Origin of the sequence: Adlercreutzia equolifaciens DSM 19450 (assembly GCF_000478885.1) — a bacterium.
GTDB lineage: Bacteria > Actinomycetota > Coriobacteriia > Coriobacteriales > Eggerthellaceae > Adlercreutzia > Adlercreutzia equolifaciens.
This window is the reverse complement of the sequence record NC_022567.1, coordinates 1,788,809-1,808,023: the sequence shown is the minus strand read 5'-3', so window position 1 is coordinate 1,808,023 and position 19,215 is coordinate 1,788,809. Positions and strand designations below refer to the sequence as shown.

The 19,215-nt window shown below is 64.8% G+C and carries 21 protein-coding genes; 18 read left to right on the top strand and 3 right to left on the bottom strand.

Annotated elements, in window-relative coordinates:
* Positions 1 to 51: 51 nt before the first annotated feature.
* Positions 52 to 1,053: a GTP 3',8-cyclase MoaA gene (gene moaA / locus AEQU_RS07075; RefSeq protein ID WP_022740250.1), complete on the top strand. Its 1,002-nt coding sequence runs from the start codon at positions 52 to 54 to the stop codon at positions 1,051 to 1,053.
* 90 nt (positions 1,054 to 1,143) lie between these two features.
* The gene (gene moaC, locus AEQU_RS07070) at positions 1,144 to 1,644 is read left to right on the top strand and encodes a cyclic pyranopterin monophosphate synthase MoaC (protein ID WP_022740249.1); all 501 of its coding nucleotides are present in this window, start codon (positions 1,144 to 1,146) and stop codon (positions 1,642 to 1,644) included.
* Between the two features lie 100 nt (positions 1,645 to 1,744).
* Here the strand turns inward: moaC and AEQU_RS07065 are convergent, their stop codons facing one another.
* Complete coding sequence (locus AEQU_RS07065) at positions 1,745 to 3,547, bottom strand: FAD-binding protein (RefSeq protein ID WP_244874817.1); 1,803 nt, start codon at positions 3,545 to 3,547, stop codon at positions 1,745 to 1,747.
* A 307-nt stretch (positions 3,548 to 3,854) separates the two neighbouring features.
* On the opposite strand from AEQU_RS07065, the gene AEQU_RS07060 reads away from it, so the two are divergent.
* The 8 genes from AEQU_RS07060 (at position 3,855) to AEQU_RS07025 (ending at position 10,384) form a co-directional block, all read left to right on the top strand.
* Positions 3,855 to 5,297 (top strand): helix-turn-helix transcriptional regulator, encoded by a 1,443-nt coding sequence (locus AEQU_RS07060; RefSeq protein ID WP_041714595.1) that lies wholly within the window; start codon positions 3,855 to 3,857, stop codon positions 5,295 to 5,297.
* A gap of 151 nt (positions 5,298 to 5,448) precedes the next feature.
* The gene (locus AEQU_RS07055; RefSeq protein WP_022740246.1) at positions 5,449 to 6,249 is read left to right on the top strand and encodes a YebC/PmpR family DNA-binding transcriptional regulator; all 801 of its coding nucleotides are present in this window, start codon (positions 5,449 to 5,451) and stop codon (positions 6,247 to 6,249) included.
* A gap of 209 nt (positions 6,250 to 6,458) precedes the next feature.
* The gene (locus tag AEQU_RS07050) at positions 6,459 to 7,259 is read left to right on the top strand and encodes an SDR family NAD(P)-dependent oxidoreductase (protein WP_022740245.1); all 801 of its coding nucleotides are present in this window, start codon (positions 6,459 to 6,461) and stop codon (positions 7,257 to 7,259) included.
* 95 nt (positions 7,260 to 7,354) lie between these two features.
* Positions 7,355 to 7,828 (top strand): crossover junction endodeoxyribonuclease RuvC, encoded by a 474-nt coding sequence (gene ruvC / locus AEQU_RS07045; RefSeq protein ID WP_041715224.1) that lies wholly within the window; start codon positions 7,355 to 7,357, stop codon positions 7,826 to 7,828.
* On the top strand, positions 7,825 to 8,418 hold the full coding sequence (ruvA, locus tag AEQU_RS07040) for a Holliday junction branch migration protein RuvA (protein WP_022740243.1): 594 nt from the start codon (positions 7,825 to 7,827) through the stop codon (positions 8,416 to 8,418). Before ruvC ends, ruvA begins: the two co-directional genes overlap by 4 nt.
* A gap of 6 nt (positions 8,419 to 8,424) precedes the next feature.
* A complete protein-coding gene (gene ruvB, locus AEQU_RS07035; RefSeq protein WP_022740242.1) occupies positions 8,425 to 9,513 on the top strand; it encodes a Holliday junction branch migration DNA helicase RuvB in 1,089 nt (362 codons plus the stop codon).
* A gap of 129 nt (positions 9,514 to 9,642) precedes the next feature.
* Positions 9,643 to 10,056, top strand: a complete 414-nt coding sequence (locus tag AEQU_RS07030) for a hypothetical protein (protein WP_022740241.1) — start codon at positions 9,643 to 9,645, stop codon at positions 10,054 to 10,056.
* Between the two features lie 124 nt (positions 10,057 to 10,180).
* Complete coding sequence (locus AEQU_RS07025) at positions 10,181 to 10,384, top strand: cold-shock protein (protein ID WP_022740240.1); 204 nt, start codon at positions 10,181 to 10,183, stop codon at positions 10,382 to 10,384.
* Positions 10,385 to 10,442: 58 nt separating this feature from the next.
* Here AEQU_RS07025 and AEQU_RS13035 read toward each other — a convergent pair whose 3' ends face one another.
* A complete protein-coding gene (locus AEQU_RS13035; protein WP_022740239.1) occupies positions 10,443 to 11,339 on the bottom strand; it encodes a class I SAM-dependent methyltransferase in 897 nt (298 codons plus the stop codon).
* A 76-nt stretch (positions 11,340 to 11,415) separates the two neighbouring features.
* On the opposite strand from AEQU_RS13035, the gene thyX reads away from it, so the two are divergent.
* The 7 genes from thyX to AEQU_RS06985 all read left to right on the top strand — a co-directional run bounded on the left by thyX (position 11,416) and on the right by AEQU_RS06985 (position 18,259).
* Positions 11,416 to 12,108 carry an FAD-dependent thymidylate synthase gene (gene thyX / locus AEQU_RS07015; protein WP_022740238.1) on the top strand — a complete coding sequence of 231 codons (693 nt, stop codon included), beginning with the start codon at positions 11,416 to 11,418 and terminating at the stop codon, positions 12,106 to 12,108.
* Between the two features lie 9 nt (positions 12,109 to 12,117).
* The gene (locus tag AEQU_RS07010) at positions 12,118 to 13,491 is read left to right on the top strand and encodes a DUF1385 domain-containing protein (protein ID WP_022740237.1); all 1,374 of its coding nucleotides are present in this window, start codon (positions 12,118 to 12,120) and stop codon (positions 13,489 to 13,491) included.
* Between the two features lie 144 nt (positions 13,492 to 13,635).
* A complete protein-coding gene (locus tag AEQU_RS07005) occupies positions 13,636 to 14,367 on the top strand; it encodes an amino acid ABC transporter ATP-binding protein (protein ID WP_022740236.1) in 732 nt (243 codons plus the stop codon).
* 11 nt (positions 14,368 to 14,378) lie between these two features.
* Positions 14,379 to 15,398 (top strand): transporter substrate-binding domain-containing protein, encoded by a 1,020-nt coding sequence (locus AEQU_RS07000; protein ID WP_022740235.1) that lies wholly within the window; start codon positions 14,379 to 14,381, stop codon positions 15,396 to 15,398.
* Positions 15,395 to 16,405 (top strand): amino acid ABC transporter permease, encoded by a 1,011-nt coding sequence (locus tag AEQU_RS06995; protein ID WP_022740234.1) that lies wholly within the window; start codon positions 15,395 to 15,397, stop codon positions 16,403 to 16,405. Before AEQU_RS07000 ends, AEQU_RS06995 begins: the two co-directional genes overlap by 4 nt.
* On the top strand, positions 16,402 to 17,058 hold the full coding sequence (locus tag AEQU_RS06990; protein WP_022740233.1) for an amino acid ABC transporter permease: 657 nt from the start codon (positions 16,402 to 16,404) through the stop codon (positions 17,056 to 17,058). Before AEQU_RS06995 ends, AEQU_RS06990 begins: the two co-directional genes overlap by 4 nt.
* An 85-nt stretch (positions 17,059 to 17,143) precedes the next feature.
* A complete protein-coding gene (locus tag AEQU_RS06985) occupies positions 17,144 to 18,259 on the top strand; it encodes a MerR family transcriptional regulator (RefSeq protein ID WP_022740232.1) in 1,116 nt (371 codons plus the stop codon).
* On the opposite strand, the gene AEQU_RS06980 is transcribed toward AEQU_RS06985, so the two are convergent.
* Positions 18,256 to 18,471 (bottom strand): helix-turn-helix domain-containing protein, encoded by a 216-nt coding sequence (locus AEQU_RS06980; protein WP_022740231.1) that lies wholly within the window; start codon positions 18,469 to 18,471, stop codon positions 18,256 to 18,258. The genes AEQU_RS06985 and AEQU_RS06980 overlap by 4 nt on opposite strands.
* A 91-nt stretch (positions 18,472 to 18,562) precedes the next feature.
* Here AEQU_RS06980 and AEQU_RS06975 point away from each other — a divergent pair, with 91 nt between their 5' ends.
* The gene (locus AEQU_RS06975) at positions 18,563 to 19,210 is read left to right on the top strand and encodes a DUF4230 domain-containing protein (protein WP_022740230.1); all 648 of its coding nucleotides are present in this window, start codon (positions 18,563 to 18,565) and stop codon (positions 19,208 to 19,210) included.
* Positions 19,211 to 19,215: the final 5 nt, after the last annotated feature.

Sequence of the window (19,215 nt, the reverse complement as noted above, 5' to 3'; positions counted from 1 at the left end):
TATTTCGAGTTCGCTATAATGAGCAGTCAAAACACGTTATGAGGGGTTGACTTGAAAGATTCGCATGGTCGCACTATCGATTATCTGCGCATATCGCTGACGGATCGCTGCAATTTCCGCTGCGTCTACTGCATGCCCGAGGAGGGCGTGTGCGCGATGTCCCATGACGAGATCCTGCGCATCGAGGAGATCGAGCGGTTGGTGGCCGTGGCCGCTGGGATTGGCATTCGCTCGGTCCGTCTCACGGGGGGCGAGCCTTTGGTGCGCAAGGGGGTGGTCGATCTTGTCGATACCATCACCGGTATCGAGGGCATCGAGAACGTCTCCATGACCACCAACGGGGTGCTTCTGCCCCGTATGATTGATGACTTGAAGGCGGCGGGGCTCTCGCGCGTGAATATCTCGCTGGATACGCTTGACGCCGACCAGTTCCACGAGATCACGCGCACGGGACGATTAGAGGACACGCTCGCCGGTATCGATGCGGCTCTCGGGGCGGGGCTGAATCCGGTGAAGGTGAACGCCGTGGCCGTGCGCAGCCTGAACCAGGATTTCCTGGAGTTCGCCAAGCTCTCTATCGATCGCCCGTTGCACGTGCGCTTCATCGAGTACATGCCCGTGGGGGATACAAGCGTCGATGCCGGCACGGGCTGGGGCAAGGACGATGTCATCCCCTCCGAGGAGCTGTTCGACATCATCAACGAGCGGGCCGCCGCTGCGGGGCTGCCCGCGCTTCGCCCGGCCGGGGCGACGAAGCCTCTGGGCTGGGGGCCGGCCCGCTACTTCGAGTTCCCCGACGCGCTGGGCACCGTGGGCTTCATCAGCCCCTTGTCGCGCCACTTCTGCAGCGAGTGCAACCGCCTGCGCGTGACCGCCGACGGCAAGGTGCGCCCGTGTTTGTTCTCGGATACCGAGTACGATGTGCGCACGGCCCTGCGCGAGGGCGATGACGCCGCAGTGCGCGACGTGCTGCTGACGGCTCTCGGCGCCAAGCCCGACGACCACCATGACAAAGTGGGCACCGACCGCAAGATGAGCCAGATCGGCGGCTAAAGAGATCGCAGCCCCAAGGGCGTCGCGTTGAAACCGTAGGGGCAGACCTTGGTCTGCCCTCCCAACCGAAGAAAGAGCAAGGAGCACCCTATGACCGAACAGCTGACCCATATCGATGAGAACGGCGACGTGCGGATGGTGGACGTGTCGCAGAAGGCCGACACCGAGCGCGTGGCCGTGGCCGAGGGCTTCATCTCCATGAAGCCGGAGACGCTGGCGCTCATCGTGGAGGGCAAGGCAGCCAAGGGCGACGTGCTCGCCTGCGCACGGGTGGCCGGCGTCATGGCCGCGAAGAAGACGAGCGATCTTATTCCCATGTGCCATCCGCTGAACATCACTAAGGCGAAGGTGGAGTGCGAGCCGGTGCGCGAGGGCGAGCGCGCCGACGGCCGCGTGGGCATCCACGTGATCACCACCTGCGGGGTTACCGGTAAGACCGGCATCGAGATGGAGGCGCTGACGGCGGCAAGTGTGGCGTGCCTCACCGTGTACGACATGTGCAAGGCGGTGGATCGCGGCATGGAGATCGCCGACGTGCGCCTGCTGAAGAAGGACGGCGGCAAGACCGGTCTCTGGTTGCGCGAAGAGTAAGAGAAAAGCCCCCGGCCAGGGAGGGGAGGGCCGGGAGCTTTGTTGATGATCTGCGGAGCCGGGAGGGATCAGGCCCGCAGCGGGAAGGATGTAGGGACGACTAGCCGAGGAACTTCGCCACGGACTTGCCGCACTCGCGGCCGAGCACCAGCGCGAAGGCGAGCGACACGCCCGGGATAGGGGTGATGTACTCGGTGCCGAAGCGGCGCCCGCAGTCGTTGCCGGCCATGTACAGGCCAGGAATCGGCTCGTAGTTGGCATCGAGCGCGTTCATGTCACCGTCGGTGATGATACCGCCCATGGTCACCATGGTCTCGCCGAGAACCGGGTCGAAGGTGCAGGCGTAGAAGGGACCGTCCTTCACCGGGAAGAGCACTTCGGCGGCGCGGCCGAACTCGGCGTCGGCGCCGGCCTCGCAGTAGCCGTTGTAGCGCTCGATCTGGGCGACGAACTCGGCAGCGGCGTCGCCGGTGAGTCCCAGCTGGCCCGCCAGGCCCTCGAGGGTGTCGTCGGCGATGAACTCCACCTCGGTCATGGGGCCGTGGCCACCCGGGCCGCCCTCGCCCTCGGTCTGCTCGGGCTCCTCGTAGGTGCCCTTGAACTTCGCGTAGGCCTTGTCCAGCGACTCGCGCAGGGCGGCGATGTTCTCCTCGGTGGCGTTGAAGCCGGCGTGCTGGGGCAGGGTGTACTGGCGGTACTCGGTGAAGTTGTTGTCGCACACGGCGTACTTCGTCTTGCGGCTCATGAACGTGGTCTGATACCCGCGCTGCTCGCTGGTGGGGTAGAACTCGTTGCAGAAGCGCTTGCCGTTCTCGTCGATCCACACGGCTTGGGGCAGGCAGTTCATCTTGCCGGGGACGGAGAGGCCCTTCATGTTCATGCCGGGGATGGGGGTCGTCTCCAGGTGCGCGCCGGCCCAGTAGGCCATCTGCACGCCGCGGCCGTCGTTGGCCGACATGGAGTTCAGCGACTCGCCCTCGACGAGCGCCTGGGCCATATCGGGCATGAAGTAGGCCATCATGTCCGGGTTGCCGCCCATGCCGCCGCAGGCGCAGACCACGGCCTTGCAGGTGATCTTCACGTAGCCGTCGGCGTCGGAGGCCACAAGCCCGGCCACGGCGCCGTTCTCCATGATGATGTACTCGGCGGTGGTGCCGAAGTAGAACTCGGCGCCCGCCTCCTCGGCCGCGGCCTGGTTGTACATCTGGATCTTCGTCTGGTTGCACTCGCCGTAGAAGGAGCAGACGCTCGGCCAGAACTTGATGCCGGAAAGCTCGGTTAGCTGATGCTCGGTGGGCGGGAAGAAGGCCGTGGTCATGGTGGCGAAATCTTCCTCGGTCAAACGGTCGAGATACCAGTTGGAGTTCTCTTCAGAATTCTGGGCAAACTTCATGACGAGCGTGGGGTTCGGCATGTTGGAGGTAATCTTCATGAAGTTTTGGTAGAACTCTACTGGATCGATGTGCGGCACGCCGCGCTCCTGCAGGATCTTGGCGTTCAGGGCGGCGAACTCGTTGCCCACGGCGGCGTAGGTGTCCTCGGGCTGCTTCTCGATGAGGATGACCTTCTTGCCCTGCTCGGCCAGCTCGCGGCAGGCGGTGATGCCGGCGAAGCCGTGGCCGCAGACGACGGCTTCGCAGGTCAGCTCCTTGGCGAAGTCGGTGACCTCGGCCGGCGGCGTCATCCAGCTGGTGTCGGTGACGTTGTGGATGTGCACGTCGGACGCGCCGGCGCCCTGGGCGGTCGCCTGGGTGTTGGCGTCGCCTGCGCTCTCGCTGCCGCCCGCGCTGCTGCCGGACGGCGCGCAGCCGGCCAGCCCGGCAGCGCCGGCGGCCATGGCGGCCACGGCGCCCATACCGATGAACGAGCGGCGGGACATGCCCTGATTCGTTGCCTTGCTCATAATCCCTAATCCTCCCATGTCTCGGGGAACAAATACGCGCGCTGCGGCTCGCCCCTCCTTGGTGGCGGCCTCGGCCTCCTTGGGGCCGGCGCGCAGTGCCATCCTAAGTGCCAAAGGGGCGCGCGAGTAATCGTCGGGCTGGGGGATTTCGAGGGCTTTTTCCCTCGCGGAAATGGGGTAGACGCAGATAAACCCCAGGTCAAGATAAACTCTTCGAAAATAACGGTTCGGTTACGGTGCTCGAAGCGCGCGCGAATCGGATATACTTACCCCACGCAAAGCGCGTCGAGGCAGGGAGGGTCCCGCGTTGCAGATTTCCAAGTATTTCAAACCAGAGGCGCTCATGTTCGCGGCCTTTCTGGCCACATTGCCCATCTATTCTCCGAACCAGCTGCTGTTCGAAACGGAACTTTTGCAACGAGCGGCCTATATGCCGGCCTTTGCCAATACGCTTCTGGGCGCTTCCGTGGTGCTTGGCGTCGCGGTGGCTATCGTCTCGGCGCGTGGGCGCTTGGCCGTGATCCTGCGTGGGGGTGTCGTGCTGGCCGCATCGGTGGCTTACGTTGCGGGCTATGCGCTGTTCGCTTTGGCTGCAGGGCTCGAGAGCTTTGCCCAGCCGATTTTTGGCGTAACGGCGGGGCTTCTGCTTGCCGTCTCTACGGTGGTGCTCTCAGTTGCTTGGGGGGCCTATCTTGCGCAGTTCAACTTGCGCCAGGCGCTTTTGTGGCTGGCGGTTATGGTGGGCGTGGCGGCGCTGGTGGAGCTGCTGCTCTCATCGGTCACCTTCGCCGTGGGGCTTATCGTGTTCGCGGTGCTCGTTCCGCTTTCGTGTTTGGTGCCCTGCTGGTTGGCATGGCGCGGGCGTTTGATTGCGGTCAGGGAAGCAGGGGAGGCGGAATCGAGGTCGGCGCCGACGCTCGGTGCCATGGCCCAGCTGAGGCAGATGGCGCAGGTGGTGGCCATGCCGTTTGTGGGCCTTATGGTGTTCGCCTTCATGATGGGGGCGCGCAAGTTCGTCCTGTTCGACGTGGTGCATATGGAGGTGCTCGGCTGCGTGCTGGGCGCCGTGGTGGTGCTTCCCATCTGTCTCATGCGCACGCGCGTGCCGCTCATGCCGCTTATCTACCGAGTGCTCGTGCCCCTGTTCGCGCTGCTGCTCATCTTCCTGAACTGTTTTCCCGCATCGACCGGCCCCCTGTGGTTCGCCGCCTGGATGAGTTACGTGTTCTACGGCGCCGTGGCCATTTTGGCGCTGGCGGGTCTCGTGGCGGCCGCTCACGCCTCGGAGTTCTCTCCGGGCCTCATCTTCGGTACGACGGTGGCCGGGTTTTCGGGCTGCTCCTTGCTCGGTGTGATAGCGGCCCAGACGGTTCTGTTCCAGATTGAGGGCGGCGGCCCGGCGCTGCTTGTGGTGAGCACCTTGTACTTCGTGTACCTGCTTGCCTCGGCCCTCCTGGCCCCATGGAAGCGCGATAGGGGCGATATCGTTCTTGAAGAGGGCGCCGATGCTGCCAAGGCCGCGCCCGTGCGCGATGTGGCCGCCCGCTGCGAGGAGCTGGCCCGCGCCTGCGGCCTCACCCCGCGCGAGGGCGAGATCCTGGGGTATCTGGGCCGCGGTCACGGCATCGCCTTTGTGGCTGATGCGCTCGTGATATCGGAGAGCACCGTGCGCACCCACGTGAAGAGCATCTACAAGAAGCTCGGCGTGAACTCCCGTGAGGAGCTCGTGTCGAAGGTGAGCGAAGAGTAGCGGCGCAACCTGCGCGTGGGACGCCCCGCTGCCCGCTCGCTTTTGTCCCCCGTAGAAAAAACGTGCAGGGGAAATGGGCGGGTATTTCCCGCGTTTATCCCTTGTGGTACCATAAGCCGCTGTTGTATTCGTGTTTCGAAGGGACGTATTCATGTCAGGGCATTCTAAGTGGGCAACCACCAAACATCGCAAGGCCGCGCAGGACGCTAAGCGCTCGGCTCTGTTCTCCAAGCTGGCTCGCAACATCACCGTGGCCGCCAAGGAGGGTGGCGACCCGAACCCCGACAACAACGCGTCGCTGGCCGCCGCCATCGAGAAGGCCAAGGGCTACTCCATGCCCAAGGACAAGATCAAGACCGCCATCGACAAGGCCTTCGGTTCCGGCAAGGACGCCGCCAACTACGAGACCGTCGTCTACGAGGGCTACGGCCCGGCGGGCGTGGCGGTGCTCTGCGAGGCGCTGACCGACAACCGCAACCGCACCGCCGCCGACGTGCGCGCCGCCTTCTCCCATTCCGGTGGCAACCTGGGCACCTCCGGCTCGGTGGCCTTCCAGTTCGATCGCAAGGGCCAGATCATGGTGTCCAAGGAGGTCGAGACCGGCGACAAGAAGAACCCCATCGGCCCGAACGGCGCCGCTGCCGACGAGGAGGAGTTCATGCTCGCCGTGGCCGAGGCCGGCGGCGACGACTACGAGGACGCCGACGAGGAGTGGATCGTCTACACCGCGCCGGGCGATCTCATGGCCGTGGTGAAGGAGCTCGAGGCCCAGGGCATCCAGGTGAAGGGCGCCGAGATGACCATGATCGCCAACACGCCGTCGGCGGTGTCGGTGGCCGACGCCAAGAAGGTCATGCGCCTCATCGACAAGCTGGAGGAGCTGGAGGATCTGCAGGCGGTGTACCACACCATGGACATCACCGACGAGATCGCCGAGGCGCTCGACGAGTAGTTTTCGCGAGCGTTAAAGCCAATCGCGCTAGGGAAGGCGCCGGGCCGCAGGGCTCGGCGCCTTTTGCCTTTCGGGGACGTAACGGGGCCGCGCAACATTCTGGAAACATAGTCGCGAGGAAATCTGATAGGGTGAAGCTTAGGTAAGCGCGCGATAGGCTCTTTGTGCAGCAGCGAGGGAGCCCCGCGCAGGACGAAAAGGGAGGCTCCATGGGTTTTCTCGAAGGTAAGACCGCCATCATCACCGGCGCTGGGTTCGCGGCGCTCAAGGACGGATCCGCCGGTTCCATCGGCTACGGCATCGCCACCGCCTACGCCAAGGAGGGCGCGAACCTGGTCATCACCGGCCGCAACGTGAAGAAGCTGGAGACGGCCAAGGAGAAGCTGGAGGCCGAATACGGCATCCAGGTGCTTTGCGTGGCCGCCGACGTGAATGCCGGGGCCGACAACCAGGCCGTGGTGCAGAACGTCATCGACCAGGCCATCGAGAAGTTCGGCCGCATCGACGTGCTGGTGAACAACGCCCAGGCCTCCGCTTCCGGCGTGACGCTGGCCGACCACACCACCGACCAGTTCGACCTGGCCATCTACTCGGGTCTGTACGCCACCTTCTACTACATGCAGGCGTGCTATCCCTACCTGAAGGAGACCAAGGGCTCGGTCATCAACTTCGCCTCCGGTGCAGGCCTCTTCGGCAACTTCGGCCAGTGCGCCTACGCCGCCGCCAAGGAGGGCATCCGCGGCATGAGCCGCGTGGCCGCCACCGAATGGGGCCCCGACGGCATCAACGTGAACGTGGTGTGCCCGCTGGCCTGGACGGCCGCTCTGGAGAACTTCCAGGAAGCTTATCCCGACGCCTTCACGGCCAACGTGCACATGCCCCCCATGGGCCACTACGGCAACGTGGAGACCGAGATCGGCCGTGTCGTGGTGCAGCTTGCCAGCCCTGACTTCAAGTTCATGAGCGGCGAGACCCTCACGTTGGAAGGCGGCATGGGCCAGCGCCCGTAATTCTGCTTGCCTTTCACAAACATATGTTCTAAAATGAGCCCCTCTCGAATTTGGAAAGTGGGGCTTATCTTTTGGCTGGCAAGACGCGCATCGTGATGGGGATCGATCCCGGGCTCGCCCATACGGGCTGGGGGGTCATCGAGCAGTGCGGGCCGCATCTGGCGTGCGTGGCCTACGGCTGCGTGGCCACGCCGGCGTCCCGCCCGTTGGCCGAGCGTCTCATGAAGATCCACCACCAGATCGGCGCGGTGGTCGAGCGCTTCCGTCCGGAGTGCGTCGGCATCGAGACGGTCTGGTTCGGGCAGAACGTCACGGCTGCCTTCGCCACGGGCCAGGCCCGCGGGGCGGCGCTCGTGGCCTGCGCCGAGGGCGGCCTTGCCGTGGGCGAGTACACCCCGCGCCAGATAAAGCTCGCCGTGGTGGGGGAGGGCTCGGCCGAGAAGGATCAGGTGCAGTACATGGTGCGGCACCTGCTTTCCCTTGATCGCTCGCCGGAGCCCGACCATGCGGCCGACGCGCTGGCGGCGGCCATATGCTATACGACCCACGAGAACGGAAGGCTCTCATGATTGCATTTCTGAACGGAACCGTGGCGGCGGTGCTGCCCCCGCAGACGGCTTATATCGATGTCGCCGGCGTGGGCTACGCGGTGGCCATGCCTGGGGGCGACTTGGGGAAGCTGGCCGTGGGGGACACGGCCCGCGTGCTCACCTACTTGTCCGTAACCGAGAACGGCATTGCGCTGTTCGGCTTTCTCTCCGAAGAAGAGAAAGTGCTGTTCGAAAAGCTCATCGGCGTGTCGAAAGTGGGGCCGAAGATGGCCCTGGCGGCCCTTTCCACGTTCTCGCCGGCCGAGCTCGCCGACGCTATCGCCTCCCAGGACATCGCGCGGGTGTCCCACATCCCCGGCGTGGGGAAGAAGACCGCCGAGCGCATCATCCTGGAGCTGAAGGGCACGTTGGAAGCGGGCATGGAATCGCTGTTCAGCCAGGGCGCGTCCGAACCCGCGCGCAGTGCGGCGGTGCAGGGGGCTACCGAGGCGCTTCTCTCCATGGGCTTCACTTCCGCCGAAGCCGAGGTCGCCCTGAAGGGGGCTCCCGAGGGCGCGAGCGAGGGCGCGCTGCTACAATATGCCCTGAAACGTTTGGGAAGTCGATAGGAAGTCATGGCATTCGATCTGGACATAGAGGGCATGGTGTTCGAGGCCGCACGGGACAGCACGGGCGCGCAGGGCTCGGCGTCGGCGCCGGGGCGCGAGCGCGCGGTGGCCCCGACGCTCACCGAGGACGACCTGGAGCTGGATTTCTCCCTGCGCCCCAAAAGGCTCGACGACTATCTGGGCCAGACGAAGGTGAAGGAATCCCTCGGCATCATGATCGCGGCGGCCCAGGGGCGCGGCGAGCCGGCGGATCATATCCTGTTCTCGGGCCCTCCGGGGCTGGGAAAGACCACGCTCGCCACGGTGGTGGCCAACGAGCTTGGCGCCTCCATCCGCACCACCTCGGGGCCGGCCATCGCCCGCACAGGGGACTTGGCGGCCATTCTCACCAACCTCGAAGAGGGCGATGTGCTGTTCATCGACGAGATCCATCGTCTGAACCGCATGGTGGAAGAGGTGCTGTACCCGGCGCTAGAGGATTTCGTGCTGGACATCGTTGTGGGCAAGGGCCCGGCGGCCCGCTCCATCCGGCTCGATCTGCCGCGCTTCACGCTCATCGGCGCCACGACGCGCACGGGCCTGCTCACCGGCCCTCTGCGCGATCGCTTCGGCGTGGCCTTCCGCCTGCAGTACTACACGCCCGAGGAGCTCTCCCTCATCGTGTGCCGCTCGGCTTCCATTCTGAACGTGGCCATCGACGAGGAGGGCGCGCTTGAGATCGCCCGTCGCTCCCGGGGCACCCCGCGTCTGGCCAACCGCCTGCTGAAGCGCGTGCGCGACTGGGCCCAGGTGCGCGGCGACGGTGCCATTACCGAGGACGTGGCCGCCGAGGCGCTCACGTTCTTCGAGGTGGATCATCTGGGGCTCGATGCCGTGGACAACCGCCTTTTGGAAGTGCTTTGCGTGCAGTTCGGCGGCCGTCCGGTGGGCCTGACCACGCTGGCGTCGGCGCTGGCGGAGGATCCCGACACGGTGGAGGATGTGTACGAGCCCTTCCTCATGCAACAGGGCCTCATGATGCGCACCCCTAAGGGCCGTCAGGCCACCGCCGGCGCTTGGGAGCATTTGGGCCTCGTGCCGCCGGAGGGATGCTAGCCGTAGCTGAGGCAATTTCGACTGTCGTCGTTTCCGTAGGGGCGACCTTGGTCGCCCCTTTCCGCGGCGTTGACGCTGTCGGGAGGGCAGACCAAGGTCTGTCCCTACGGAGGGATTGGAGGAACAACGGTGTTCGAGCAAGACTATCTGATGCGCATCATCGCTCAGCTTCTGGGGGCCATTCGGCGCTCCATGGAGCGGGCGGCCGGCGAGGAGGATCCGGACGGAGCCGCCCGGGCCCTCGATATGGCCCTGGGCGATGCCACCGATCTGGATGGCGAGGCGCTGCTCTCCCTCGCGCCCGAATCGCTGGCCTCGGTGCTGCAGGTGTCGGGGGTCGACCCGCACCTTACGGAGTATATTGCCCGCAGCCTCATGCTCTCCGGCCGCTACCACGGTGAGGCGGGACGTGCGGATATGGCCGAGCTGCGACGCGCCCAGGGTCGCGCTGTTGCCGCCGCCTTCGGGCATGAGCTGGGATCCGACCCCGTCAGCGACGAGGCTCTGGAGGCGCTTATGACCGCAAGTGATGGAGAAGCGTAAATTCCCCGAGGAAATTGGCCGAAGTTAGCGTATAGTTATAGCGCGCTCCCAAAAGGGAGCTGGGCTTCGCGCCCGTATTGCTATACCCGCTCGTCAGACGAGCGGGAGGAAAGAGGAAAGTATCATGGCGGAAGGCACTGTCAAGTGGTTCAACCCCGAGAAGGGCTACGGCTTCATCTCCCAGAATGACGGCGAGGATCTCTTCGTCCACTTCTCCGAGATCAAGATGTCGGGCTTCAAGACCCTCAACGAGGGCGATGCCGTTACCTTCGAGGTGACCGAGGGCCAGAACGGCAAGCTGCAGGCGAGCAACGTGGAACGTATCTAACTTTTAGAAACTGACATGACGCCAAGGGCCCGGGGGCAATCCCGGGCCCTTTTTGCTGCTAGTGGGTATTCCAGGCGAGGAAGGCCCAGGTGACCGTGCGGGGCTCGGCGAGGCGCCAGGCGAGCTGGGGGACGCCCTTGCGGTCGGGAGCGCCGGCGGTCTCGTTGGGAACGAGGTTGGCGGCGAGCCATTCCCGCAAGTTGGCGCGCGCCTGCTCGCGCTCCTCGTCGGAAGCGCGCACGGCTGCGGAGTCGTCGATCATGGCGATCAACTTCTCGTAGGCGTCCTCGGGGGTGGCGAATGTGTCGTCGCGGGTGCTGTCGATATAGCGCACCTCTGCCTTGATCCCCTCATTGGCCAAGATATTGAACGCGTACAGGTAGTCGCGGCCGAGCACCGAGGGCAGCCCCACGGCGGCCAGGATGCGCTCGTCGACGCGGGGGGAGGAGCCGGTGGCCAGCGTGATGCACACCCGCCGGCGCGCCACTTCCGTCAGGCGCAAAAGGGCGTCGCGCAAATCGGCCGTGGCGATGGAGCGCGAGGCGATGGCCACGTCGGTCATGCCCTCGCGCACGCCGAAGGCCGGCCAATCGTCCTCCCAGCTCATGAGCTTGGGGAAGACGGTGCGCACGCCGGCTGCGTCGAGCCGCGCCTGCATCTGATCCAGCATGCCCTGGGAGAAGTCGGCGGCCACTACCTTGTGCCCCGCCTCGCCGAGCGGCACGGCCAGAGCTCCGGTGCCGCATCCCATGTCGAACACCGTTTCGCCGGAGCGAATCTCCGCGTATTCCAAGAACTTCTCCACATAGAGGTTCGGGGCGTCCTTGGTGGTGAAGGTGGCGGAGCGCTTGTCCCAGAACGCCGCGTCATCGGCATGGCGCCGCACCTTCTGGAGCTCTTTCCACTCCTCGTTCCAATCCGTTGCGGTGAGCAAGGGTGTAAATTCGTCGTGCATGGGGCCTCCAAGCCGTGTCGTCGGTCGTTCAGCCATTATACTTCTCTGGAACGAAATCGAGATGCGAGGAGACGTTATGCAGGTAGAGCTTCTGTACCATACGCCCGACCCCGAGCGCGCCATCGCCACGGCGGCGCGGCTGTGCTATGCGCCGGTGGGCGCGAGCGAGCTGATGGAGACCATGCCGCCCGAGCGGGTGCGCAGCGTGCTTTCCACCATCATGGGCTCGGGGCATTTCTCCACGCTTGAGCACGCCAGCTACACCTTCGCCGTCGACGGCGTGTCCCGTGCGCTCACGCACCAGCTGGTGCGCCATCGCATCGCCAGCTTCAACCAGCAGTCCCAGCGCTACGTGAAGTTCAAGGGCGATATCCCCATGGTGAAGCCCGCCACCGTGGCCGCCGATCCCGAGTGCGACCGCCTCTTCGACGAGGCCGCCGCCGCCGTGGCCGAGGCCTACCGGGCGCTCGTGGAGGCGGGCATTCCCGCCGAGGACGCGCGCTATCTTCTGCCCAACGCCTGCGAGACGAAGATCGTCATCACCATGAACGTGCGCGAGCTTCTGCACTTCTTCGAGCTGCGCTGCTGCAACCGCGCCCAGTGGGAGATTCGCGAGATGGCGTGGAAGATGCTGGAACTCGCCCGTCCGACGGCGCCGTACATCTTCGCCGATGCCGGCGCGCCCTGCATCCACGGCACCTGTCCGGAGGGCAAGATGACCTGCGGCAATCCCTACCCGCGCGTCGACCGCTCGCAGCTCGACGCTTAGGACGGCTGTATGACCAAGCAGAAAAGCGATCTGTCCCGCGCGTTTTCCGAAGACGGGGCGATAAAGACCCACGTGGGAGGCCAGGCCCTCATCGAGGGCGTCATGATGCGCGGCAAGTACAACTGGGCCGTGGCCGTGCGCGAGCCGGACGGCGCCATCTACGTGGAGGAGCACGACCTGAATTCCGGCAAGGACAAAAACGGCTGGATGTACTGGCCGCTCGTTCGCGGCTGCCGGGCGCTCGTGGAGTCGCTCATGCTAGGGTTCAAGGCCCTGGAGATTGCCGCCCTGCATGCCTTCGGCGACGAGGAGGGCGAGCAGAAGGCCGCCGCCGAGGCGACCTTCGTGGAAGCGGAGGCCGAGCTTGAGGGCGCGGCGGCCGTGGCGGCCGAGGAGGAGAAGCGCGGCGAACGCGCTGCCGGCCGCGACGGCTTCGATTGGAAGCGCGATTTCGGCAACCCCGACGAGATGGTGGACGGCCTGGGTGCTCAGCGCACCCTCGAGGTGGTGGGCGGAGCTGACGCACCGGCTCGGCCGCAGGTCGGGGCCCAGGGCGGCGCAAGCACCGCCCCTACGGACAATCCCGGGAATGATCCCGTAGGGGGCGACCTTGGTCGCCCCTCGGCCGCGAAGGGCGGCGATGAGGGGAAGCGTGACGCATCCAGCGATTCTTCTGCTGGCGAGGAGTTCGGGCACCGCGAGATGGTGATCTCCATGGTGGTGGGCCTCGTGCTGGGCGTGGTGCTGTTCATCGTGGCGCCGGCGGCCATCACGAACCTCATCGTGGGGGAGTACGACGATCACACGCTGGCCTGGAACATTGTGGACGGCCTTCTGCGCGTGGCCGTGTTCGTGTTCTACATCTGGCTCATCGGCCGCATGGAGGACATCAAGCGCATGTTCATGTATCATGGCGCCGAGCACAAGGCCATCCACTGCTTCGAGCACGGCCTGCCTATGACCCCCGAGAACGCCCGGCAGTTCCCGCGCCTGCACGTGCGCTGCGGCACCGCCTTCCTCATCATGGTCATGGTCATCGCCATTCTCGTGTACACCATCTTCCCCCTCAATGCCATCATCTCCGGTTTCGGAGTGCCCGACGGGCTGCCGAAGCTCGTACTCGTCATTGTGGCGCGCATCGTGCTGATGCCCGTTATCGCCGGCATCTCCTATGAGATCACGGTGAAGTGGGCCGGCAGTCACCCGGACAACCCGCTCGTGAAGGTGATTCTCTGGCCCGGCATGCAGATGCAGTACCTTACCACCCACGAGCCCGACGATGCCCAGATGGAGTGCGCCATCGCCGCCATGCAGGCGGTGCTCGCCCGCGAGGACGCCGAGGAGGCGAAGACGGCCGCAAAGCCCGTGCCCGCTGCTTCCTGACCCGCGCCGCCATGCTCCCTTCCGCCGGGGCCGTCACTAAGCTGTGACAAACCCGTAGCGCCGGCGAAACCACGACAAATTGACTGAACGTTAAAATTCCCACGTAGCTATTCGGAACGACGGCCCAGATAGGAGCGTGGGAACATGGAGCCGCTGATTTCCGCTCGGGATCTGAAGAAGAACTTCGGCAAGGTGGAGGCGCTCAAGGGCGTCTCGCTCGATGTGGCGGAAGGCGAGAAGGTCGTCGTCATCGGGCCGTCCGGCTCGGGCAAAAGCGTGCTCATCCGCTCCATCAACGGCCTGGAGCGTCCCGACTCCGGCGAGCTGACCGTCAACGGCATCGATATGATGGCCAAGAAGGTGGACACGCGTAAGCTGGCCAGCGAGGTGGCCATGGTGTTCCAGGGCTACAACCTCTACCCCCATAAGACCGTGCTGGAAAACGTCACCTTCGCGCCCATCAAGGTGCTGAAGGTGCCGAAGGCGGAGGCGGAGGAGGCGGGGCGCGCCTACTTGGAGCGCGTGGGGCTGTCCAGCAAGCTTGACAAGTACCCCGACCAGCTCTCCGGCGGCCAGCAGCAGCGCGTGGCCATCGCCCGGGCGCTGAACATGCACCCGAAGATCATGCTTCTCGACGAGCCGACGAGCGCCCTGGACCCGGAGATGGTCAACGAGGTGCTCGACGTCATCAAGTCGCTGGCGGAGACGAACATGACCATCGTCATGGTCACCCACGAGATGGGACTCGCGCGCGATGCCGCCGACAAGGTGGTGTTCATGGAAAACGGGCTCGTGGTGGATGAGGGCACGCCGGCCTACCTCTTCGGCCCCGATTCCAACGAGCGCGTGCAGGCGTTTCTCTCCAAAATACTGTGAGGGGGTGCGCGATGAACGTGACGAGCCTGGCAGACGGGAAGGTCGGGATGAGCGGGGCGGCCGCGCCAGGCGGGGCCTGCCTCACGCGGCGCGCCTTCGTGCGGCTGGCCGGCGCCGCTGCAGTGGGTGCGGCCCTGGGTAGTGCGGTGCTGCCGCTTTCCGGCTGCGCTCCCACAGGCGACGTGCTGCGCGTCGGCACGAAGATCGACGTGCCCGGCTTCGGTTTCCAGAACCCCGAGACGGGAAGCGTGGAGGGACTGGAAGTGGACGTGGCCCGCGAGCTGGCCGCGCGGCTCAAAGGCGATGCGAACGCCCTGGAGATCGTGGGCGTGAACGTGACCACCCGCGGGGCGATGCTGGACAACGGCACCCTGGACGCAACGCTTGCCACCTTCACCATCACCGACGCGCGCAAGAAAACCTACGACTTCTCTCGGCCCTACTACATCGATCACATCGGCGTGCTCGTGCTGAAGAAGTCGGGCATCACCGATCTTTCGGGCCTCGATGGCAAGACCGTGGGCGTGGCGCTGTCGGCCACCACCAAGGACAAGCTGGGGGCCGCTGCTGCCGAGGCGGGCATCACGCTGAAGTTCGCCGAGTACGCCACCTATCCCGAGATCAAGATCGCGCTCGTGGCCGGGCGCGTGGACGCGTTCTCCGTGGACAGCTCCATCCTTCTGGGCTATCAGGACGACACCACCTACTTGCTGCCGACGCAGTTCGCGCCCCAGGAGTACGGCGTGGCCACGAAGAAGGGCAGCGAGTATTCCAAGCCCATCGACGACGCCATCGCGGCCATGGAGGTCGACGGCACGCTGCGAGCGCTGAAGGAACGCTGGGGCCTGTCGCTGGTCACCGAGGCCGATGTGGAAGCCGAGCAGAGCGCCGGCGGCACGGGCCTGGGGGCGGGGGATCCGGCCGACGACGGGGGAGCTGCGGGCACCGAGGCGCCCGCTGATGATGCCGCGGATGCGAGCGGCCAAGGCGCTGCGGGCGCGAGCGGCGCGGAAGGGGGCGCGTCCCGATGACGGAGATATTCGCGCCCTACAAGTGGGAAGCGCTCTTCGCGCGATGGCCCGACATCCTGGCCGCCTTCGGCATGACCGCGGCCATCTCGGCTTTGGCCCTCGTCATCGCGCTCGTTTTGGGCTTCGTCTTCGGCGTGTTCGCGGTGTCGCGCTTCCACATCCTGCGCGCCCTCACGCGCGTCTACGTGGAGACGGTGCAGAACATTCCGCTGCTTCTGCAGGTGTTCGTGCTTTACGCCGTGTTTCCGCTGATCGGGCTCACCATCGCCTCGTTCTGGATCGGCGTCATCGCCATCGGCGCCTACCATGGCGGCTACATGTCGGAAGTAGTGCGCAGCGGCATCGGCTCGGTGCACCGCGGCCAGTTCGAGGCGGCCAAGAGCCAGGGCTTCTCGCCGGTGCAGACCATGACGCTCATCATCCTGCCCCAGGCCATGCGCATCATCTTGCCGCCTCTGGCCGTGCAGGCCGCTAACCTCGTGAAGAACACCTCGGTGCTCGCGCTCATCGCCGGCGGCGAGCTCATGTACTTCGCGAACTCCTTCGCCGGGGACACGAGCTACTACGGGCCGGCCTACGTGGCCGCCGCCGTGCTGTATTTCGCTATCTGCTTCCCGCTCTCGCGCGGTGCCGTGTATCTTGAGCATCGCATGGGCGCCCACCGCCACGTGGCCACCGGTGACGCCACCGAGGCGCTTGCGGCCGACGCTTTGGAGGTGACGCCGGGCACCCACGACATCACCGGGCACGCGGCCGCCCAGGCCATGGCCGCCGGCGTGACGACCATGGTGGAGGGCACGAGCACGCTGGTGCCTCCCGTGATGGACAAGGGCCGCTACCTCACGTACGCGGAGCTTTACGGCATCGACGCGCCGGCGTGGCCCGACCGTCGCACCGTGGCGCCCCGCACGCCGCGGAACCGTCGCGGAATCGCCCGTGTGCGCGGCGCCATCGGCCGCACCGGCGGCCGTCGCAAGGGCAAGGGCCGGAGAGGAGGCCAGAAATGAGCGACATCGCCGCTTTGCTCACCTGGACGAACATCCGCTTCCTTTTGGAAGGGCTCGGGCTCACCCTCGTCATCTCGGCGCTGGCCATCGCCTGCTCCGTTGTGCTCGGCGCCGTCATCTCCATCATGCGCGGATCCTCCTCCCGCATGCTGCGCGGCTTCTCCATCGCCTATGTGGAGCTGTTCAAGAACACGCCGCTGCTTCTGTGGATCATGTTCACGTTCTTCGTGGCCCAGCTGCCGCCCTTGCCCGCGGCGGTGCTCGCCTTCACGCTGTTCACCGCGGCCTCGGTGGCCGAGATCGTCCGCGGCGGCCTGGCGAGCGTGCCGGCGGGCCAGTACGAGGCCGCCCATTCCCAGGGGTTCTCGGCGCCGCAGATGTACCTGTACATCATCTTGCCCCAGGCCCTGCGCAACATGGTACCGGCGCTGCTCTCGCAGTTCGTGACCACCATCAAGGACACGTCGTATCTGTGGGGCGCCATGGCCCTGCAGGAGCTGATGGGCCGCGGCATGATCCTCATGAACAGCTACAACTCCACGGTGCAGATCTTCGCCATCTTCGCCCTGATGGCGCTCATCTACTTCTTCGTCTGCTTCACTTTGTCGCAGATCGTCCGCGCCTACCAGCGCCGCCTCAAGGGCGCGCGGTAGGGAAGAAAACTTCTTGACCTCAACGTCGGGTTGAGGTTTATGCTGTGCGGCGGAAGTCCGGTAGAGGAAACGAAGGGCGAAGACTATGCCGCGCAAACCGAAGATGCAAGCCAGCAACGATCTGATACGCGAGAACTACGGGTGGCCCATGACGGCGGGCCAGGTGTCGAAGCTGACGGGCGTGACGACGAGGGCGCTCCAGCATTACGATGAAAAGGGCCTGCTGTGCCCGAGGCGTTCGGGGGAGGGCGTGGCCAACAACCGCAAGCTCTATAGCCCCGAGGACGTCGACCGGCTCAAGCAGATCGTGGTGCTCGGCTCCTATGGATTCGAGCTCAAGGATATGCCGCCGATTCTCGATGGCGAGAGGAGCCTGACGGACGCGTTGGCAGAGCGCATCGAGGAATTGCGTGCTCAGGAGCGCTACTTGCAGCATCTCATCTTGTTCGCGCGCTATGCCGAAATCGTCGGCGACGACCTCTTCGAAACCTTGGCCTTCGGCACCTCCGAAGTGGATGCGTTCGCCGAGCTCATGCGAAGCTCGCCGGCCTATGCCGATAAAGCCATCGGGTGGGAATCTATGGACGATGCGGGCTTGGAGCAATTATGGGACGAGCTGGGCGCGATCATCGTCGATTTCCTGGGAGGCGACGACGAGGATCCCTTCGCCCATATAGAGTCTACGGTGCGACGACTGAGGGCGTGGTTCTGCACGTATTTCTTCGAAATCGACGATCTTGACCTGCTGGGCATTTGGACGCTCTTCGAGGATGGCAGCGAGGAGGCCGAGTTCGCCGGCGAGGTGGGCGGAGAGGCGACTCCCGGTTTTCTGCAGTCGGCGGTGTTTCTCGTGTGGCTGAAGTCGATGATCTTGGAACTCTCGGCGATGATCGAAGCCGGGGCCGGGGCCGGGGACGATATGGGATCGTCCTTCTCTGAGAACCGGGCGGTTTCCCTCGTCGATTTCGTCTGCCGTTCGTGCGGCTACCCCGTCCCGGAGGCTGCGGAGCTCGATGGCGACGAGTGGGATACCATGGTGGAATTTTTCGAAACGGTGGCGGGGTATCTGAGGAGTGCCCTGGAAGACGAGGAGACGATGGCGCTCATTGATCCCGACGGAGAAAGCGCTGTCGACGGAGCGTTTTTCGAGAGGGCCGCTCGAGCTGCTCGAGAGGTCGAGCTCTTCTCTGAGCGTAGCTAAAAAGTCAGCAGGTCGCGCACGGGCGAGCCCAAGGCGTCGGCGATGCGGCCCAAGTCGTCGATGCCCACGCCGACCCGGCCGGTCTCGATGCGCCAGATGTGGGATTTGCTGCTGCCGATCATGAGGGCCAGCTGGCTTTGGGAAAGCCCCTGCTCCTCGCGTACCGCGCGGATACGCTTTCCCAGGGCCTGTCTTTTCTGTTCGATGTTCATGGGGAAAGCATATGTGCTACCATTAACGAACCGACTTCAAATATGAAGCCACAAGCTTATGGAGAGACTGACGAGGAAAGAAGGAGGCCGCATGGCAAGTTCGCGCGCAAACCTTTCGAAGAAGGCGAAGCTCATTGGAATCGGGGCGGCGATTGGCTTGGTAGTCGGCGCTTTCTCGGTCTTCATGCTGCTCACGTACAACCCGCCGGACAAGCAGCAGGAGCCCAATGTTGACGTCGCCGTTCTCATGAGCGAGATCTCGCAGATCAACGAACTGGCTACCGCCTCTCAAACCTACACCGTCGTCGAGAAAGTTGAGAGCAACAGCAAGCTGTTCGACACTATTGACATTCCCTTCTCGGAGAACTTCTTCATTCTCACCTATATGGGCGAGTTGAAGGCGGGCGTTAATTTGGATGAGGCTCAGGTCGCTTTGGAGGGAACGACCGTGAAGGTGTCGCTGCCGCAGGCGACCATCCTGTCGGATGCCATCGACACGACCAGCTTCAAGGTGCTGCACGAACAGAACAACTTCCTCAACCCCATCGGCGTCGAGGACGTCACGCAGTACATCGACGAGTCGCGCCAAGAAGCGGAGGCTGCCGCCATCAGCGGCGAGGTGCTCAACGAGGCCCAGGAGAACGCCGTCTCGTCCATTGAAGCGCTACTCGGTGCCGCCCTTCCGGAGGGGTACACGATTGAAGTCAGCTCGGCGGCGCAGAACCAGACGACGGAATAGCAGAT

Bases quoted from the DNA above. Each gene is read 5' to 3' on its own strand.
- moaC (WP_022740249.1), top strand. From the start codon at position 1,144: ATGACCGAACAGCTGACCCATATCGATGAGAACGGCGACGTGCGGATG.
- AEQU_RS07065 (WP_244874817.1), bottom strand. From the start codon at position 3,547: ATGAGCAAGGCAACGAATCAGGGCATGTCCCGCCGCTCGTTCATCGGT.
- AEQU_RS07055 (WP_022740246.1), top strand. From the start codon at position 5,449: ATGTCAGGGCATTCTAAGTGGGCAACCACCAAACATCGCAAGGCCGCG.
- AEQU_RS07050 (WP_022740245.1), top strand. From the start codon at position 6,459: ATGGGTTTTCTCGAAGGTAAGACCGCCATCATCACCGGCGCTGGGTTC.
- ruvC (WP_041715224.1), top strand. From the start codon at position 7,355: ATGGGGATCGATCCCGGGCTCGCCCATACGGGCTGGGGGGTCATCGAG.
- ruvA (WP_022740243.1), top strand. From the start codon at position 7,825: ATGATTGCATTTCTGAACGGAACCGTGGCGGCGGTGCTGCCCCCGCAG.
- ruvB (WP_022740242.1), top strand. From the start codon at position 8,425: ATGGCATTCGATCTGGACATAGAGGGCATGGTGTTCGAGGCCGCACGG.
- AEQU_RS07025 (WP_022740240.1), top strand. From the start codon at position 10,181: ATGGCGGAAGGCACTGTCAAGTGGTTCAACCCCGAGAAGGGCTACGGC.
- AEQU_RS13035 (WP_022740239.1), bottom strand. From the start codon at position 11,339: ATGCACGACGAATTTACACCCTTGCTCACCGCAACGGATTGGAACGAG.
- thyX (WP_022740238.1), top strand. From the start codon at position 11,416: ATGCAGGTAGAGCTTCTGTACCATACGCCCGACCCCGAGCGCGCCATC.
- AEQU_RS07010 (WP_022740237.1), top strand. From the start codon at position 12,118: ATGACCAAGCAGAAAAGCGATCTGTCCCGCGCGTTTTCCGAAGACGGG.
- AEQU_RS07005 (WP_022740236.1), top strand. From the start codon at position 13,636: ATGGAGCCGCTGATTTCCGCTCGGGATCTGAAGAAGAACTTCGGCAAG.
- AEQU_RS07000 (WP_022740235.1), top strand. From the start codon at position 14,379: ATGAACGTGACGAGCCTGGCAGACGGGAAGGTCGGGATGAGCGGGGCG.
- AEQU_RS06995 (WP_022740234.1), top strand. From the start codon at position 15,395: ATGACGGAGATATTCGCGCCCTACAAGTGGGAAGCGCTCTTCGCGCGA.
- AEQU_RS06990 (WP_022740233.1), top strand. From the start codon at position 16,402: ATGAGCGACATCGCCGCTTTGCTCACCTGGACGAACATCCGCTTCCTT.
- AEQU_RS06985 (WP_022740232.1), top strand. From the start codon at position 17,144: ATGCCGCGCAAACCGAAGATGCAAGCCAGCAACGATCTGATACGCGAG.
- AEQU_RS06980 (WP_022740231.1), bottom strand. From the start codon at position 18,471: ATGAACATCGAACAGAAAAGACAGGCCCTGGGAAAGCGTATCCGCGCG.
- AEQU_RS06975 (WP_022740230.1), top strand. From the start codon at position 18,563: ATGGCAAGTTCGCGCGCAAACCTTTCGAAGAAGGCGAAGCTCATTGGA.